This window comes from Salinispora oceanensis (genome assembly GCF_000383575.1).
In the GTDB taxonomy this organism is placed as follows: domain Bacteria; phylum Actinomycetota; class Actinomycetes; order Mycobacteriales; family Micromonosporaceae; genus Micromonospora; species Micromonospora oceanensis.
In genome coordinates this window covers 2,097,595-2,113,533 of the sequence record NZ_KB911579.1, presented here as the reverse complement: position 1 = coordinate 2,113,533, position 15,939 = coordinate 2,097,595, and the positions used below count along the sequence as shown (strand labels likewise).

Sequence of the window (15,939 nt, the reverse complement as noted above, 5' to 3'; positions counted from 1 at the left end):
GCAGCGTTGATCGGGAGCGCCACGGAGGTGTTCCGGATCATGACCTGGTTCGGATCATGACACGACCTGGATCGTGACACGAACTGAAACTGGGACGACCTCGGACCAGACGCGACCCCGGCGATCCCTCGCCCAGGGGTAGGACAACGGAGAGCCTGACGTGAGCAAGCGCACCTTCCAGCCGAACAACCGCCGGCGCGCGAAGACCCACGGCTTCCGGCTGCGCATGCGCACCCGTGCCGGCCGCGCCATCATCTCGACCCGTCGCACCAAGGGCCGCGCTCGCCTGGCGGCCTGAGGCCACCAGGTCCGATCGGCAGGGCGTGGAGAGTCGTGCTGACCGCCGCGCAGCGTCTGCGGCGTAGCACTGACTTCGCCGCGGCGATCCGTGGTGGCCGACGCGTCGGGCGTGGCGTGGTCGTCGTCCATCTGACCTCGCCCAGCACCTCGCCGGAGATCTCTTCGCCGAAGTCGGCGCGGGACGAAGGTGCGGAGCAGACATCCGCACCAGCCCGCGCCGGCTTCGTTGTCTCCAAGGCGGTTGGCAACGCCGTCGTCCGCAACGCCGTCCGACGGCGGCTGCGGCACCTGGTCCGGGAGCGTCTCCCCGAGTTGCCGGCCGGAAGCACCCTGGTCGTCCGTGCCCTGCCCGCCGCGGCGAACCGGTCGTACCAACGACTCGGTGTCGATCTCGACGCCGCGATCGCGGCCGCACGCGTCCCCCGCGGGCGGCGGTCCCGGTGAGTTCGGCACCAGATCCCCCACAACCGATCTCACTCGGTGCCCGGGTGCTGGCTGGGCCCATCATCGCGTACCGTCGGTGGATAAGTCCGGCGTTGCCGGCCCGCTGTCGGTTCTACCCGTCGTGCAGCGCATACGCCCTGGAGGCGGTGACCCGCCACGGCCCGGTTCGGGGAGCCGGCCTGACGGCCCGGCGGCTGATGCGCTGCCACCCCTTCCATCCGGGTGGATTCGATCCGGTGCCGGAGCCGGATGGTCGCCGCCGCGCCGATGTGACTGGAGTCTGAGAATTGCTCGACCCTATCTATATAACGATCTCGTGGATCCTGCTGCGCTGGCACCAGCTCTGGGACGCCATCGGGGTGCCGGAAGGCGTGGTGCTCGGCACCAACTGGTCCTGGATCCTGGCCATCATCTTCCTGGTGGTCACCGTCCGGGTGATCCTCTTCCCGGTCTTCGTCAAGCAGATCAAGTCACAGCGGGCGATGCAGGCGCTGCAACCGCAGGTCAAGGCGCTGCAGGAGAAGCACAAGGGTGACCGGGAGACGCTCCAGAAGGAGATGATGGAGCTCTATCGGAAGGAAAAGGCCAACCCGCTCATGGGCTGCCTTCCGATGTTCCTCCAGATTCCGGTCTTCCTCGGCCTGTTCCACGTACTCCGCCGGCTCAACCCAGACAAGCCACTGGACAAGAAGACGCTCTACGGCTGGACGGTTGACCAGTTCGACAGCGCGTCAGTCGCGAAGCTCTTCACCGCGCCGATCGCCGGCAAGTTCGGCTCCTCCCCCGAGGAACTGGCCGCGCTGGGTGCCGACGGCACCACCGTCAAGATCATGGCCGGCATTCTGGTGCTGGTGATGATGGGCACCACCTACCTGACCAGCCGCCAGATGATTCTCAAGACCGGCTGGGCCGAGGACCCGCAGCAGCGGATGATCCAGCGGTTGATGCTCTACGGCATCCCGGCGTCGCTGCTCATCTCCGGCGCGATCTTCCCGATCGGCGTGATCATCTACTGGGTCACCAACAACATGTTCACGCTGGCCCAGCAGCAGTGGGTGTTGCGCAAGTTCCCACCGCCGCCGAGCGCCAAGTCGAGCACCGCGGGTAAGACGGTGCAGCCGGCGAAGAGCGGTGGCCTCTTCGGCCGCGGCAAGTCTGCCCCTTCGGCCGCCACCCAGCCGGCCGCGACCAAGGTCGCCGCCCCGAAGCCGGGTGCCAAGCCCACCAGCCAGAAGAAGGGCCAGCCCGCGAACCAGAAGGGCCAGGCCGCCGGCCAGAAGAAGGGCGCGCCCGCGAACCAGAAGGGGCAGCCGGCCAACCAGAAGGGCCAGGCAGCCAGCCAGAAGGGCCAGGCAGCCAGCCAGAAGAAGGGCCAGCCCGCGAACCAGAAGGACCGTCCCGCCAAACGGCAGGGCTGATCCGATCGGTGCCGGCGGTATCTGCCTCGATACCGCCGGCCGGGGGCAAAACGCCGCCGCGCCCCGCGGCCACGGGTGAGACTGCCCGGATAGACCTACCCGTGGTGCCGGCGTTCCCGCCGGCCCCGGGAGACCAGCGGACCCGACGGTCCGGCCGAGCGAGTACGGAGGAGACCGTGACCGAGATCAGCACGCCCCGCGCTGACGAGTCCCAGGACGCCGAGGGGACGGAGACGACGGCGAAGGGCCAGACCGAGGCGGCCGAGGCCGACCGCGGCACGGAGCAGCGGTCCACTGGTGAGAGCGATCTGTTCCGGCAGAGTGAGATCGCCGCCGACTACGTGGAGGGCCTGCTCGACATCCTCGACTACGACGGGGACATCGACGAGCTGGTCTCCGGTGGGCGTCCGGTCGTGGAGGTGGTTGGCGGCCGACTACAGAGCCTGGTTGGTCAGCGCGGCGCCACGCTGGAGGCGCTTCAGGAACTCACCCGGCTCGCGGTCTTCCGGCAGACCGGCACCCCCAGCCGACTGCTGCTCGACGTGGGCGGCTACCGGGCGGGCCGCCGTAAGGAGCTCGCCGCGGTGGCGAAGAACGCCGTCGAGAAGGTCAAGGAGCACGGCGAGTCGGTGCGGCTGGAGCCGATGTCCGCCTTCGAACGTAAGTGTGTGCACGACGTGGTCAACGCCATCGACGGCGTGGCCAGCGAGTCCGAGGGCGTCGAGCCGAGTCGGCGCATCATTGTTCGGCCGGCGGACTGAGCGGGTGACTCACGACGCGGCGCGCTTCGCGTCCGGCCCGGGTGGTACGCCGCCCGGGCCGTTGCCTGTCAGCGATTACCCCGTGCCGGGCGAGGTGGACGCCGTACCGCCGCCGGAGTTGGCCACCGCGGCCCGGGCGCTCTTCGGTGACCGGCTGGGCCTGGCCGTTGCGTACGCGGGTCTGTTGGTGACCGACGGGGTGGTCCGGGGACTCATCGGTCCGCGGGAGGCGCCGCGGATCTGGGACCGGCATCTGCTCAACTGCGCGGCCGTGGCGGAGCGGATTCCGTCGGGCGCGACGGTGCTTGACGTAGGTAGCGGTGCCGGATTGCCGGGCCTCGTGCTCGCTGTCGCCCGGCCGGATCTCTCGGTCACCCTGGTCGAGCCGCTGGCCCGTCGCACCGCCTTCCTCGTCGAGGCGGTGGCGCAGCTTGACCTGGCGGCCTCGGTTCAGGTTGTCCGGGGCCGGGCCGAGGAGATCGCTTCTGGCGGTGGCGGAGTCGAGCCGCTCACCGGCGATGTGGTGACCGCTCGCGCGGTGGCTCCCCTGGACCGGCTCGCCCGGTGGTGCCTTCCACTGGCTGCGCCGGGCGGACGGCTGGTCGCCCTCAAGGGCACCTCGGCCGCGGAGGAAATCGCCGAGCATTCCGCCGTCGTGGACCGACTTGGCGGCGGAATGCCCGAGGTGCACCACTGCGGTGCCGGCACTATCGAGCCACCGACGACAGTGATTGAGATCGTTCGGGAGCGGGTGGTGGCACCGCCGCAGCCCAAGTCCGCGAAACGCTCCCGTGGCGGTCGGCGGCGCTGAGTCGTCGCCGCCCCGTATCGCTGGCTTCCTGCTCGGATTTTGTGAATCGGACTCGGCGGGAGCATGTGGTTGCCGACGACCGGCGCCCTCAGCGGTCTACCGGAATTCGACGGATCCGGCTTGCCGGAGCGGTAGCTGCCTCGTTGAACAGGTACGGGTGGCAGGCGGGATGCGAAGCCCGACGTGGACCGACCGCGCCCAATCCCCGTAGGCTGGCCGCGCGTCGATAATGTGGAGCGGGCGGTGCCGGGTACTCCCGGATTCCGACCGCTTCCAACGGGCCGCACGCTCGGGTGGACCACCCGAGCGACCCGTTGGCAGGATGCGGACCGACCATCCGAAGCGGGCAGGGATGACAGGTGCATGACGACGGCAGGTATGACGATCCACGCGCGACCGGGTCAACGGGCGGCCCGGTTTCACGTGAAACCGACGACCCCGGGCGGGCCACCCCCACTCTCTCTGTCAGCCCGCCTTCCCGAATGCCGCAGGACGAGACCTTCCGGCGACCGGCGTCGACTCCCGGACGTACCCGCCCATCGTCGTCGGAAGTACCGTTGAGCCGGAGCAACCGGGAGGGTTCCCGGGCTGGCGATCCACCGGCGGCCGAGCGGGCCGCGTCGGTACGGGGGAAGACAGCCACGTCGACACACGTCGAGGTGGCTGTGCCGCAGCAGGCAACGCCGGGGCGGCCGGCCGAACCGACCAAGGCTCCGAGCCTGCCCTCCGGGCAGGACGGGGTGGACGACACGTACGTTTCACGTGAAACACCGACGCGCGAAGAGGATGACCCACCGTTGGCGATGGAAGCTATGCGCGCCGTGCAGATCCTGAACCCGAGCGGCGAGGTGACGATGCCTCGTCCAGAACGGACCCGGGTCATGTGCGTCGCGAACCAGAAGGGCGGCGTTGGAAAGACCACCACGACGGTGAACCTGGCAGTGGCGCTAGCGCTGCACGGGAACCGGGTGCTGGTGGTCGACCTCGATCCGCAGGGCAACGCGTCTACCGGGCTCAACGTCCCGCACCACACCGGGGTGCCGGACGTGTACGACTGTCTGATCAACGGCCTGCCCCTGGAGGATGTCGCCCAGCCGGTCGAGGGAATCCCCGATCTATGGTGTGTTCCCGCCACGATCGACCTGGCCGGAGCCGAGATCGAACTGGTCTCTGTGGTTGCCCGGGAGTCGCGGCTGGCCCGTGCCATCACCGGTTACCCGGGCCACTTCGACTACGTCCTTATCGACTGCCCGCCGTCGCTTGGATTGCTCACGGTGAACGCGTTGGTGGCTGCGGAAGAGGTGCTTATCCCGATCCAGTGTGAGTACTACGCGCTGGAGGGCTTGAACCAGCTCATCAACAACATCAACCTCGTCCGGCAGCACCTCAACCCCCGGCTGGACGTCTCCACCATCCTGCTTACGATGTACGACCGACGCACGCGGCTGGCGGATGCCGTGGAGCAGGATGTTCGCAACCACTTCGGGGATAAGGTGCTCCAGGCGGTCATCCCGCGTAACGTCCGGGTATCCGAGGCGCCGAGCTACGGCCAATCTGTGATGACCTACGATCCCGGGTCACGGGGGGCGACAAGTTACTTCGAGGCCGCCCAGGAGATTGCTGAGCGGGGCGCCAAGGCCGAGGTGAGCCGCAATGCGTAGCGCGGACCGGCCACGGGGAGGCCAGGCATGAAGAATCGTCCCAAGGGTGGACTCGGCCGAGGGTTAGGCGCCCTCATTCCTACCGAGGCAGCAGCGCCCAGCGGGCCCGCCCCATTCGTCAACAACCCAGCGTTGACGCCGACCGCTGACCTGCCGGCGGTGAGTACGCCGCTGCCTGCGTCCGAATCACTCAGCCCGGTCCCGGGTGCTCGCTTCGCCGAGATTCCGGTTGACGCGATCGTCCCCAACCCGAAGCAGCCGCGGCAGGTCTTTGACGAGGACGCCCTGGAGGAGCTGAAGGTCTCAATCCAGGAGGTCGGCTTCCTTCAGCCGATCGTCGTCCGCCAGCTGGATGACGAGAAGTTCGAACTCGTTATGGGTGAGCGCCGCTGGCGGGCCGCGCAGGCCGTTGGTCGGAGCTCCATTCCCGCGATCGTGCGGGACACCCGGGACGATTCGATGCTCCGGGATGCGTTGCTGGAGAACATTCACCGCGCCAACCTGAATCCGCTGGAAGAGGCGGCGGCATATCAACAGCTATTGGATGAGTTCGGCGCCACCCACGAGGAGTTGGCTCGCCGGATTGGGCGGAGCCGGCCGCAGATCTCCAACACGATCCGACTCCTCAACCTCCCGGCCCAGGTACAGCGTCGGGTCGCCGCCGGAGTGCTCTCTGCTGGTCATGCCCGGGCGCTGTTGAGCCTGGATGACCCGGAGGCGCAGGAGCGGCTCGCCCACCGAATCGTTGCCGAGGGCCTGTCGGTACGGGCGACCGAGGAGGTGGTGGCGCTCTCGCTCAGCGATGACACCAGCGAGAAGGAAGCGCCGAAGCGTCGGCCGAAGCCGCACGCGCCAGCACTGACTGATCTCGCCGATCGACTCTCCGACCGCTTCGATACCAGAGTCAAGGTCGACATCGGTCGGAGTAAGGGAAAGATCACGATCGAGTTTGGCAGTGTGGACGACTTGGAGCGGATCGTCGACATCATCGGAGTTGACCGGGAGCAGCCCGAGGACTGACCGTAGGCCCGGCTCCACCTCAGAGCGCCGCCCCCGTTTCACGTGAAACGGGGGCGGTTGTCGTTTGCTCGATCCGACTGACTCAGCCACTCGCGCCCGGCCCACTCGCGCCCGGCCACGTTTCCTCGGCCGGTTCACTCGCCCCGGCTGCGCCATGTGCCTGACTCCCCTGCTCACTCCGACCCTGCCGGCTTTTAGCTGGCCCTTCTGCCGATGGCGAACCCGGATCGGCCGGGCGAGCGACTGCTTCCGTGCCCAGGGGCCGGCCCACGATCGGCTGCGCCTGCCCAACGGTAAACCGGCCTACTCGGAGCGCTGATACCGGCTCAGGTGTAGCAGAAGTCTCGTCCCCAACGTTATCCACAGCAGTTGTCCACAGGTGGCGCTGTTTCACGTGAAACAGCGCCTCAATCGCCGTGTTGACCTGTGGAAGATGGTTGTGGATAACTTAGGCCTCCTGTGGATAACTTGCTGGCAAGCGGCTGGGCCGGCGGTGGGTTGATCCGGCGGATTGATGGCTGAAGGAGGTGGGGACAGCAGTCCCGGAAACAGTTAGGGTCACCTCGTGCCCGACACCCCTCCCTCAGTGCCGAACTTCACCCAATGGCCCTCCTTCCCCTTCGAGGGCGATCTCCGCGTCAAACAACTCGATGATCCGGTCGCGACCGAGCCGCCCCGTCGCGGTGAAGGCGACCGGGAATGTACCGCTTGCGGCGCCCCCGATGAGGCGTACATCTGGGTCAGCGAGCGGTGGCGGGTACGTGCGATGGATAGACCTACCGGGCTTCCGATGGTGTTGATCCTCGAGTCCCGTTCGCATTTGGATCTAGGCGACCTGCCGAACCTGCTCGCGGCCGAACTCGGCGTGCTGACGGTCCGGCTGGAGCGCGCCATCCGGTCCCTCGACGGCGTATCCCGGGTGCATGTGAATCGCTGGGGCGACGGCTCCGCGCACCTGCACCTCTGGTTCCTCGCCCGGCCGTACGGTCAGCTCCAGCTTCGGGGTACCTTCCTGCCCCTGTGGGATTCGATCCTGCCCCCGATTCCCGAGTCGACCTGGCGGGAGAATCTCGCCCTCGTCGCCGCGTGGTTGGCGGACTTCGGCGGCCGTCAGCTTGCCGAGCCGCCTCGAATCCAGTGGCAGGCACCGGCCAGCTTCGGTGCGGTAGAGACCGCGGAGTACTCGGAGACTGAGACCGAGACTGACACCGTGGAGGCGGCCAAGGAGACGGAGAGCGTTCAGGCGGCCCTGGGTGAAGGCTACTCGGATTCCGTGGCCAGGCAGCAGAGCGCGACAGACGGCGGCGGTACGGCGGGCAGCGGCGGCACGGTGCAGGGCGGAGACACGGCGGGCACGGCGCAGGGCGGTGACACGGCGGGCACGGCGGAGAGTGTCGGTGGGGCGGGGGCTGACGCGGTGCTGGGTGGGGAGCCCGGGAACGCGGCGATTAGCGCTGACGCCGACGTTCCGGCTGACGACGCTGGCGCTCCGGAGGCCGCGGCAGCCTCAGCCCGAGCCGCTACGATTCCGCAACCTCAGGGGGGCGGCGATGGAGCCCCGGGCCGTGCCGAAGGCGAGGGAGTCCCGGGCCGTGCCGAAAGTACAGCCGCGCCCGATGGTGCGGCCCGCGGCCGCACCGGCTCCGGTGTGCTGGAGCAGGCTGGTGACACTCCCCCGCCGCGGCCAACAGCGTCGAACGCGGTCCCGTCCTGACGCTGGCGGCCGACCACGACCGTGCCTCGCTGGCTCAGGCTGCCCGGGATGCAGCCTGGGAAACCAGGGTGCCGATCATCCGACCGAAGTCGAGACCGGCGGCCTGGGCCGCGAGCGGTAGCAGTGAGGTCTCCGTCATGCCGGGTGCGACGTTCACCCCGAGCACGTGCGGCTGGCCGTCGCTATCAACGATCAGGTCGACCCGGCTTAGGTCGCGCAACCCGAGCGCGGTGTGGGCGGCGACGGCGAGCTCGGCGACCGCCTCGGCCACCTCGGTGGCCAGCCGGGCCGGTGTGTGCCAGGTGGTGCGGCCGGCCGTGTACCGGGCGGCGTAGTCGTATACGCCGTTCCGGGGCACGATCTCCACCGCCGGCAGGGCCTGCGGTCCTTCCCCGAGGTCGACCACGGATACCGCCACGTCTGTCCCGGGCAGGTAGCGTTCGACCAGGGCGGTGGAGTCGTACGCGAAACAACCGACCATCGCGGCCGGCAGGGCGGTGCTGTCCCGGACCACGGCGGCGCCCAGACCCGAGCCGCCCTGCGCGGGCTTGACCATCAGCGGGAGGCCCAGCCGGTCGACGATGCGGTCCAGCACCGCCACCGCACCAAGTTCGGAGAAGCGGTCGTGGGGTAGGGCCACCCAGTCCGGGGTGGGGATGTGTGCCTCTCGCAGCACGGTCTTGGCCGAGGGTTTGTCCCAGGCGCGGCGGGAGGCACGCGCGTCGCAGCCGACGTACGGGACATCGCAGAGGTCCAGCACCCCCCGGAGTGAACCGTCCTCGCCGGTGGCGCCGTGCAGCGCGATGACCACCGCGTCTGGCGGGTCGGCGACGAGCCTCGGCAGGAGGGCGACATCCGCGTCGCGCAGCTCCGCCTCCACGCCCACCGCACGCAGCGCGTCGAGGACCCGACGGCCGGATCGCAGCGAGACGTCCCGTTCATAGGAGAGCCCGCCGGCGAGGACCAGCACGCGCAGGTCGGTCAGGACAGCGGGATCGGCAGCGGTCGTACCCATGTCAGAATCATGCCAAGTGTGGTCCGGGGGTGTCGGAACCGGCCCGCCCTTGACGAGAGCCAGGAGGGCCGACCGCGCCGAAGACGCGGCGCATGGCGATGTCCTGCTCCATCACCCCGGAGAGCCGCCGTACGCCTTCCCGGATCCGCTCGGGCGGTGGGAAGGAGAAGTTGAGCCGCATCGCGTCGTTGCCGGTGCCGTCGGCGTAGAAGCCGGTACCGGGCACGTACGCCACTCGGGCGGCGATGGCGCGGGGCATCATCGCCTTCGAGTCCAGCCCGTCCGGCAGCGTGGCCCAGACGAAGAGGCCGCCTTCGGGCCGGGTCCACGCCGTGCCGGCCGGCATCAGGTCGGCCATGGCGGCGAGGAGCGCGTCCCGCCGTTCCCGGTAGACCTCCCGGTAGACCTTGAGCTGCTCCCGCCACGGCATGGTGCCGAGGTAGGTGGCGACGGCCGCCTGAGCGAAGCTGCTGGGGCAGAGGATCTGTGCCTCACTGGCGATGACGAGTTTGTCCCGCACCGCGTGCGGGGCGAGGATCCAGCCGACCCGCAGCCCCGGCGCGAATGTCTTCGAGAAGGTGCTGAGGTAGAAGACGCCGTCGCGGCGGCGAGCGCGCAGCGGTGCCGGGGCGTCGCCCTCGAAGCCAAGCTGCCCGTACGGGTCGTCCTCCACCACCAGCAGGCCGGCGCGTTCGCAGATGTCGAGGATCCGTTCGCGTCGCTGCTCGGTCAGCGTCACGCCGGTCGGATTCTGGTACGTGGGGATGGTGTAGAGGAACTTGATCCGGCGCCCGGCGCGCGCCTGGTCGGCGATGGCCGTCTCCAGGGCCTCGGGGATCAGCCCGTCGTTGTCCATCGGTACGTGTACGACCTGCGCTTGGGCGGCTTGGAGAACCCCGAGCGCCCCGACGTAGGTCGGGCCTTCGGCGAGCACCACATCGCCGGGGTCGAGAAAGAGGCGGGCGACCAGGTCCAGCGCCTGCTGGCCGCCGACGGTGACGACGACATCGTCGGGGGAGGCGCCGCAGGCGGCGTCGATGCCGGAGAGTGACATCACCTCACAGATCCGCTCCCGTAGCTCCGGGGTGCCCTGACCGATGCCGTACTGGAGGGTGGTGATGCCGTGGTCGGCCCCGAGCCGGCCGAGCATCTCACCGACCGCGTCCAGGGGGAGAGCAGCGATGTACGGCGCACCTCCGGCGAGTGAGACCACCTCCGGCCGGTTGGCCACCGCGAAGAGCGCCCGGATCTCCGAGGCGGTCATGCCTCGAACCCGTCGGGCGTAGCGGTCGGTGTAGTCGTCAAGCGTCGTGCCGGTCATGTTCCGCTGTCACCTGCCCGGTGGTCGTTTCGCGTATCCCTTCCCGTGGTGTCCGGATCCGGCGTACGATCGTTGGTTGGGGACACCGAAGGGCGGTCTACCTCCGAGCCTACTGTGGGGATGCGCCGATGTCGCGACGTCTGGTCAGCCTGACCTTGGACACCCTGGAGGATCTGCCCCGTTCGTGCCGGCAGTGCGTCTACTGGGAGCTGGATCCGGTCTCCGCCGACCGCGCTCGTGGGGCGGGGGATCCCGGTCTGGAGAAAGAGGCCTGGGTCTCGCAGACCCTGCTGGAGTGGGGCGCCTGCGGCAAGCTGGTCTACGTTGACGACATGCCTGCCGGGTTCGTGCTGTATGCCCCGCCGGCGTACGTGCCGCGATCGATGGCCTTTCCGACCTCACCGGTCTCCCCCGATGCGGCGCTGTTGATGACGGCGAAGGTGGTACCGGCCTTCGCCGGTGGCGGGCTTGGTCGGATGCTCGTGCAGGGGGTCGCCCGGGACCTGACGAAGCGCGGAATCAAGGCGATCGAGGCGTTCGGTGACGCGAAGTTCGGCGACGCTGACGACTCGGCGCGGGCCTGCGTGGCTCCGGCGGAGTACTTCCTCTCGGTGGGTTTCAAGACGGTCCGCCCGCATCCGCGCTTCCCTCGCCTGCGACTGGAGTTGCGCACCGCACTGAGCTGGAAGTCCGACGTCGAGTACGCGTTGGAGAAGCTGCTCGGCTCGATGAGCCCGGAGAGTCTGCTCCGGCCGGTCCGTCCCACTCCGGCGACCCGGTCCAGCGCCGGCTGACCACCGGCGACCCGGTCCAGCGCCGGTGGCCACCGCGGGCATCGCGGGCATCGTTTGGTCAGTCGACCACGGTCCCGGCGGCCACGCTCTCGGCCGCCACCATCGCCCGCAGCTTGCTCACGTCGATCGAACCGGTGGGTACGTCTTGTTCGATCGGGTAGTACATCCGCTGGATGGCGGCGACGATCGCCTCCACCACTCGGTCCCGGAACCGCGGCTCGACCAACCGGGACCGGTCCCCCGGCGAGGTCAGGTAGCCCACCTCGACCCGGACGGCCGGCATTCGGGTCAGCCGGAGGAGGTCCCACGCCTTTGCGTGGGACCGACAGTCGCGCAGCCCGGTTCGCGCCACGATCTCCCGCTGGACGAGGCCGGCGAGGCGTTCGCCGGTGGTGGAGGTGACGCCGTTGTCGGTGCCGTAGTGGTAGGTGGCCACGCCGTCGGCGGCCGGATTGACGTGGCCGTCAAGGTGCAGGGAGATGAACACGTCCGCGCCGAGCGAGTTGGCCAGTGCGGCCCGGTCAACATCGGGCAGGTGGTCCCGCTGCGCCGGACCGCGGGTCAGCTGCACTCGTACCCCGGCCGCGGCGAGTCGCCCCTCAAGGCGGCTGGCGAGGTCGTGCACCAGGTCGGCCTCGGTCCAGTGCAGCTGCCCTTCGGGCACGCTCACGCCCGGGTCGCTGCCGCCGTGCCCCGGGTCGATGACCACCATTCGCCCGACCAGGGTGGGACCGGACTGTCGGATGGCGTCGGATTCACGGAGCCACTGTGGGCGCCCGCCGACCACCTTTCGGCCGAGGCGTCGCAGCGAGTTCACGGTGTGGGGGCCGCAGGTGCCATCCGGGACCAGCCCCACCTCGCGTTGGAACTGGGCGAGCGCCCGGGCTGTTCGGACACCGTAGATGGCATCCGCCCGGCCGACGTCGTAGCCCATCTCGAGGAGCCGTTCCTGGAGCGATCGGATGTCCTCACCGATGAGAGGTTCCGGTACGGAGTGGTAGAGGCTACGGGCACCCAGCCGCCAGCGGGCCGCGTCCAGGGCCTGCCACGTCTCGGTGCCGACTCGACCGTCCACGCTCAGCCCGCGGGACTGTTGGAAGGCTCGGACGGCACGTTCGGTGCGGGCGTCGAACTCGTCGCTGTCTGGTGCTGCCGGGACGAGGAGGTCGAGGCCGGCCAGCACCTTACGGATCTCGGTGACCGCCGGTCCACGGTCGCCGGGTCGGATCGGACGCACGCTCGACCCCCTTTGCACGGACGCTGGCTGGCCGGATGGCCCGGCTAGGCTGCCGATGGCCTGTTCCGGTGGCCCCGCCGACGACGGCGGTGTTGTCTCTGGGGTTGAGGTTAGGCGCTCGCCGGGCCTGAGGTGTGGCGGCCGGAAAAAGACCGCCCCCCGCACCCGGTGGAGCGGATGCGGGGGGCAGCTGCGTCCGGCGCTGGTCAGAGCGCGGACTGGATGAGCTTGACCAGCTCTCCCTTGGGCTTGGCGCCGGCGATCGACTGTACTGGCTTGCCGTTCTTGAACACGGTGAGCGTCGGCACCGACATGACCCGGTAGTTACGGGCGGTCTCCGGGTTGTCGTCGATGTTGAGCTTGACGATGCTGACCTGATCGCCCATCTCACCGGCGATCTCTTCGAGCAGTGGCGACACCTTCCGGCACGGCCCGCACCACTCCGCCCAGAAGTCCACCAGAACCGGCTTGTCGGACTGCAGTACCTCGGTGGTGAAGCTGGCGTCAGTGACCGACTTGGTTGCTCCCACTACGTTCCCTCCTCGGGGGATGTGTTTCGGAATTTCAGCCCTGGATCGTGGCGATGAAGCGCTCGGCGTCCAGAGCAGCGGCGCAGCCCGTACCGGCGGCGGTGATGGCCTGCCGGTAGGTGTGGTCAACCAGATCACCGGCGGCGAACACCCCCGGGATGCTGGTCTTGGTGCTGGGCGCGTCCACCTTCACATACCCCTCGTCGTCCAGGTCCACCTGGTCGCGGAAGAGCTCGCTGCGGGGATCGTGGCCGATCGCCACGAAGACGCCGGTCACGTCGAGCACCCGGGTATCGCCGGTGTGCACGTGGCGGAGTCGGACGCCGGAAACCTTGCCATCGGCGCCGAGGATCTCCTCCACCACGGCGTTCCACTCGACCTTGATCTTGTCGTTGCCCAGCGCACGCTCGGCCATGATCTTGCTGGCCCGGAATGAGTCCCGGCGGTGGACGATCGTGACCGACTCGGCGAAGCGGGTCAGGAAGTTGGCCTCCTCCATCGCCGAGTCACCACCGCCGACGACGATGATGTGCTGGTTACGGAAGAAGAAGCCGTCGCAGGTGGCGCAGGACGACACGCCGTGGCCGAGGTACTCCTGCTCCCCCGGCACTCCCAGCGGGCGCCAGGCGGAGCCGGTGGCGAGGATGACGGCCTTCGCTCGATAGCTGGTCTCCCCCACCCAGACGGTGCTGACCGCGTCTGAGCCGACCTCGCCGGTGTTCTTGAGTTCAACCCGGGTCACATCGTCGGTCAGGAACTCGGCGCCGAAGCGCTCGGCCTGCTTGCGCATGCTGTCCATCAGCTCAGGACCGAGAATGCCGTCGGCGAACCCCGGGAAGTTCTCCACCTCGGTCGTCGTCATCAACGCGCCACCGGACTGCGCCCCCTCGATGACCAGCGGTGCGAGGTTTGCGCGCGCGGCGTAAACCGCCGCCGTGTACCCGGCTGGCCCGGAGCCGATGATGATCAGGTTGCGGACGTCGTCCACTGCCGTCTCCCGATTCGTCTGTGTGTTCGCCGACGGCGCGCACCGACGGCGAGTCGGTGCCGACACCCCTGGATCAGGCATCGGCAGCTGATGTAGAGAACGCCATCGTACGAACCGGGAATTCCCGAGCCGGTCATCCGGTGGGTCAGCTCACGTCACGGCACCACACCCCGCGACCGTTGTTGGGGTTCTACCCTACCCGCGTACGGTAGCGGGTGTCCGCGCCCGACCCGGATACCCCGCACTCGGGCCCGCTGACCCAGGCCCAGCGGGTACCAGTCGCATCGGTGAACCGGACGACCAGCGCCGGCCGGCCCTCGAAGCGGGCATAGTCCACCAACTCGACCGCCAACCGGCCGGCGTCGTGCTCGGTACCGATCGCGGCCAGGCAGGTTTCGAGCGCGCTCGGATCCGTCAGCCGATCGAGCCCGACCGGCCCAGCTGTCCGGTAGCCCTGGATTCCCACGCCGGAGGGCTCCGACTCGGTGATGCCCACATCGGAGGGCTCCGACTCGATGTTGCTCTCGCCGGGGAATTGCTGCGGCGATGAGGCCGGATCCGCCAAGTCCGCCCGCTGGTAGTCCGAACCGGTCTGGATCGGTGGTCCGGCGGTGCCCACCGGCCCGGCGGCGGCCTGCTCCGTGGTGCCGGTGCCTGACCCCGGCCCGTCTGTCCCTCGGTCGAGTTGGTCCAGGCCGAGCAGCCCGACGGCGGCCACCGCCACCGCGGCGAGCGCGACGGGAGCACCGACCCGCTGCCACCGTCGACGCCGCCGGCCGGGGCCGGCGGCGGTCACTCGAGGAGTGCCACCGCGGCGCCGTGAACCAGCGTGCGGCTGAGTCGGCACGACCGAAGGGCGTGCTGCCCTGCCGGCCGTCACGCCCTCGGCTGGCGTGCCCTCGATCGTCGTCGCAACGTCGGTCGCGGCCAGCGCGGTGCGAATCTGATCGGCCACGCCCGCCGGCATCTCCTCCGCCGTCCCATAGGCGGCCAGGGCGGCGTGGACCTCCGCGACCGCCGGCGCGAGCCGGGCGTAGGCGTCCGCCCAGGCCGTGTCCCGTTCGACCAGGCGGGCGACGGTCACCTCGTCGGGAGTGCCCGCGAGTGCCCCGCCGACATAGTCGGCGAGTAACTCGTGGTCGACCTCCCGGAACCCCCCGGTCGTCACAGCTCCTCCTGGTTGGCTTCGCGCCGGGGTCGCCCCGACACCGATCGGACGCCACCGCGCGGCTGCTGGTTCCGTCCTGTGACGGCTGGCATGCCTCCATCCGAGAGTGGCTGCTCCGGTGGCCTCCGGAGATAGCCGAGCGCCGCCGCCAGCCGGGCCCGGCCCCGGGCACACCGGCTCTTCACCGTCCCCTCAGCTACCTCAAGGATGCGGGCAACCTCGGCTACCGGGTAGCCCTGCACATCAACCAGGATCAGCGCGGCACGCTGCTCGACCGGGAGCGCGGCCAGTGCCTCGCGGACCACCAGAGCGGTGTCGTGGTCGGGCACGGGAGCGGCCGGCTCCGTACCACCGGTGGCACCCGCCACGTCGCGTACGCCGTCCGGCAGTGGCACCGTCGGATGCGCCTGGCGGCGTCGGATCCGGTCCAGGCAGGCGTTGACCACGATCCGGTGCAGCCAGGTGGTCACCGCAGAGTCACCCCGGAACCGCCCGGCGGCCCGATGGGCAGAGAGTAACGCGTCCTGCAGCGCGTCGGCCGCCTCCTCCCGGTCGCCGAGGGTGCGGAGCGCCACCGCCCAGAGCCGGTCGCGGTGCCGGCGAAGTAACTCGGCAAAGGCGTCCCGATCGCCAGCGACGTGTGCGCGCAGCAGATCGAGATCGGAGGCGGGGCCGGCTACCGGCGGGCTGTCGCTACCCACCGGTCGCTCGGCCGACCCGTTCGGCGCCATCACCACGTCCGGCGGAGACAGTGCCG

General features: G+C 69.5%; 17 protein-coding genes. 10 read left to right on the top strand and 7 right to left on the bottom strand.

Annotation, left to right across the window (positions count from 1 at the left end; translation table 11 throughout):
- The first annotated feature begins 160 nt into the window (after positions 1-160).
- The 9 genes from rpmH (at position 161) to SALPAC4_RS0109855 (ending at position 8,129) form a co-directional block, all read left to right on the top strand.
- Positions 161-298 (top strand): 50S ribosomal protein L34, encoded by a 138-nt coding sequence (gene rpmH / locus SALPAC4_RS0109895; protein ID WP_018730967.1) that lies wholly within the window; start codon positions 161-163, stop codon positions 296-298.
- A gap of 35 nt (positions 299-333) precedes the next feature.
- On the top strand, positions 334-744 hold the full coding sequence (gene rnpA / locus SALPAC4_RS0109890; RefSeq protein ID WP_019870196.1) for a ribonuclease P protein component: 411 nt from the start codon (positions 334-336) through the stop codon (positions 742-744).
- Positions 741-1,028 (top strand): membrane protein insertion efficiency factor YidD, encoded by a 288-nt coding sequence (gene yidD, locus SALPAC4_RS0109885; RefSeq protein WP_026323417.1) that lies wholly within the window; start codon positions 741-743, stop codon positions 1,026-1,028. The genes rnpA and yidD overlap by 4 nt, the downstream gene beginning before the upstream one ends.
- Before the next feature lie 3 nt (positions 1,029-1,031).
- The gene (yidC, locus tag SALPAC4_RS0109880) at positions 1,032-2,162 is read left to right on the top strand and encodes a membrane protein insertase YidC (protein WP_019870195.1); all 1,131 of its coding nucleotides are present in this window, start codon (positions 1,032-1,034) and stop codon (positions 2,160-2,162) included.
- A 101-nt stretch (positions 2,163-2,263) separates the two neighbouring features.
- Complete coding sequence (locus tag SALPAC4_RS0109875) at positions 2,264-2,923, top strand: Jag family protein (RefSeq protein WP_019870194.1); 660 nt, start codon at positions 2,264-2,266, stop codon at positions 2,921-2,923.
- An 82-nt stretch (positions 2,924-3,005) separates the two neighbouring features.
- Positions 3,006-3,734: a 16S rRNA (guanine(527)-N(7))-methyltransferase RsmG gene (rsmG, locus tag SALPAC4_RS0109870; RefSeq protein WP_019870193.1), complete on the top strand. Its 729-nt coding sequence runs from the start codon at positions 3,006-3,008 to the stop codon at positions 3,732-3,734.
- Positions 3,735-4,093: 359 nt separating this feature from the next.
- Positions 4,094-5,395 carry a ParA family protein gene (locus tag SALPAC4_RS28930; protein ID WP_080640881.1) on the top strand — a complete coding sequence of 434 codons (1,302 nt, stop codon included), beginning with the start codon at positions 4,094-4,096 and terminating at the stop codon, positions 5,393-5,395.
- Between the two features lie 27 nt (positions 5,396-5,422).
- Complete coding sequence (locus tag SALPAC4_RS0109860; protein WP_027644712.1) at positions 5,423-6,415, top strand: ParB/RepB/Spo0J family partition protein; 993 nt, start codon at positions 5,423-5,425, stop codon at positions 6,413-6,415.
- Between the two features lie 790 nt (positions 6,416-7,205).
- Positions 7,206-8,129 carry a hypothetical protein gene (locus SALPAC4_RS0109855; protein ID WP_223874863.1) on the top strand — a complete coding sequence of 308 codons (924 nt, stop codon included), beginning with the start codon at positions 7,206-7,208 and terminating at the stop codon, positions 8,127-8,129.
- A gap of 34 nt (positions 8,130-8,163) precedes the next feature.
- On the opposite strand, the gene SALPAC4_RS0109850 is transcribed toward SALPAC4_RS0109855, so the two are convergent.
- Positions 8,164-9,144 (bottom strand): D-alanine--D-alanine ligase family protein, encoded by a 981-nt coding sequence (locus SALPAC4_RS0109850; RefSeq protein ID WP_019870190.1) that lies wholly within the window; start codon positions 9,142-9,144, stop codon positions 8,164-8,166.
- A 7-nt stretch (positions 9,145-9,151) separates the two neighbouring features.
- Entirely contained in the window at positions 9,152-10,465 is a 1,314-nt protein-coding gene (locus tag SALPAC4_RS0109845) for an aminotransferase-like domain-containing protein (protein WP_019870189.1), read from the bottom strand.
- A gap of 128 nt (positions 10,466-10,593) precedes the next feature.
- Here SALPAC4_RS0109845 and SALPAC4_RS0109840 point away from each other — a divergent pair, with 128 nt between their 5' ends.
- A complete protein-coding gene (locus SALPAC4_RS0109840; protein WP_018730978.1) occupies positions 10,594-11,259 on the top strand; it encodes an N-acetyltransferase GCN5 in 666 nt (221 codons plus the stop codon).
- A 58-nt stretch (positions 11,260-11,317) separates the two neighbouring features.
- Here SALPAC4_RS0109840 and SALPAC4_RS0109835 read toward each other — a convergent pair whose 3' ends face one another.
- From SALPAC4_RS0109835 to sigM, 5 genes are all read right to left on the bottom strand, one after another.
- Positions 11,318-12,496: an N-acetylmuramoyl-L-alanine amidase gene (locus SALPAC4_RS0109835; protein ID WP_019870188.1), complete on the bottom strand. Its 1,179-nt coding sequence runs from the start codon at positions 12,494-12,496 to the stop codon at positions 11,318-11,320.
- A 206-nt stretch (positions 12,497-12,702) separates the two neighbouring features.
- Positions 12,703-13,026: a thioredoxin gene (gene trxA, locus SALPAC4_RS0109830; protein ID WP_018738665.1), complete on the bottom strand. Its 324-nt coding sequence runs from the start codon at positions 13,024-13,026 to the stop codon at positions 12,703-12,705.
- Between the two features lie 34 nt (positions 13,027-13,060).
- A complete protein-coding gene (gene trxB, locus SALPAC4_RS0109825) occupies positions 13,061-14,014 on the bottom strand; it encodes a thioredoxin-disulfide reductase (protein WP_018730981.1) in 954 nt (317 codons plus the stop codon).
- A gap of 190 nt (positions 14,015-14,204) precedes the next feature.
- The gene (locus SALPAC4_RS0109820; RefSeq protein ID WP_019870187.1) at positions 14,205-15,182 is read right to left on the bottom strand and encodes a hypothetical protein; all 978 of its coding nucleotides are present in this window, start codon (positions 15,180-15,182) and stop codon (positions 14,205-14,207) included.
- Positions 15,179-15,913 carry an RNA polymerase sigma factor SigM gene (gene sigM / locus SALPAC4_RS0109815; protein WP_027644711.1) on the bottom strand — a complete coding sequence of 245 codons (735 nt, stop codon included), beginning with the start codon at positions 15,911-15,913 and terminating at the stop codon, positions 15,179-15,181. The genes SALPAC4_RS0109820 and sigM overlap by 4 nt, the downstream gene beginning before the upstream one ends.
- Between the last annotated feature and the right edge of the window lie 26 nt (positions 15,914-15,939).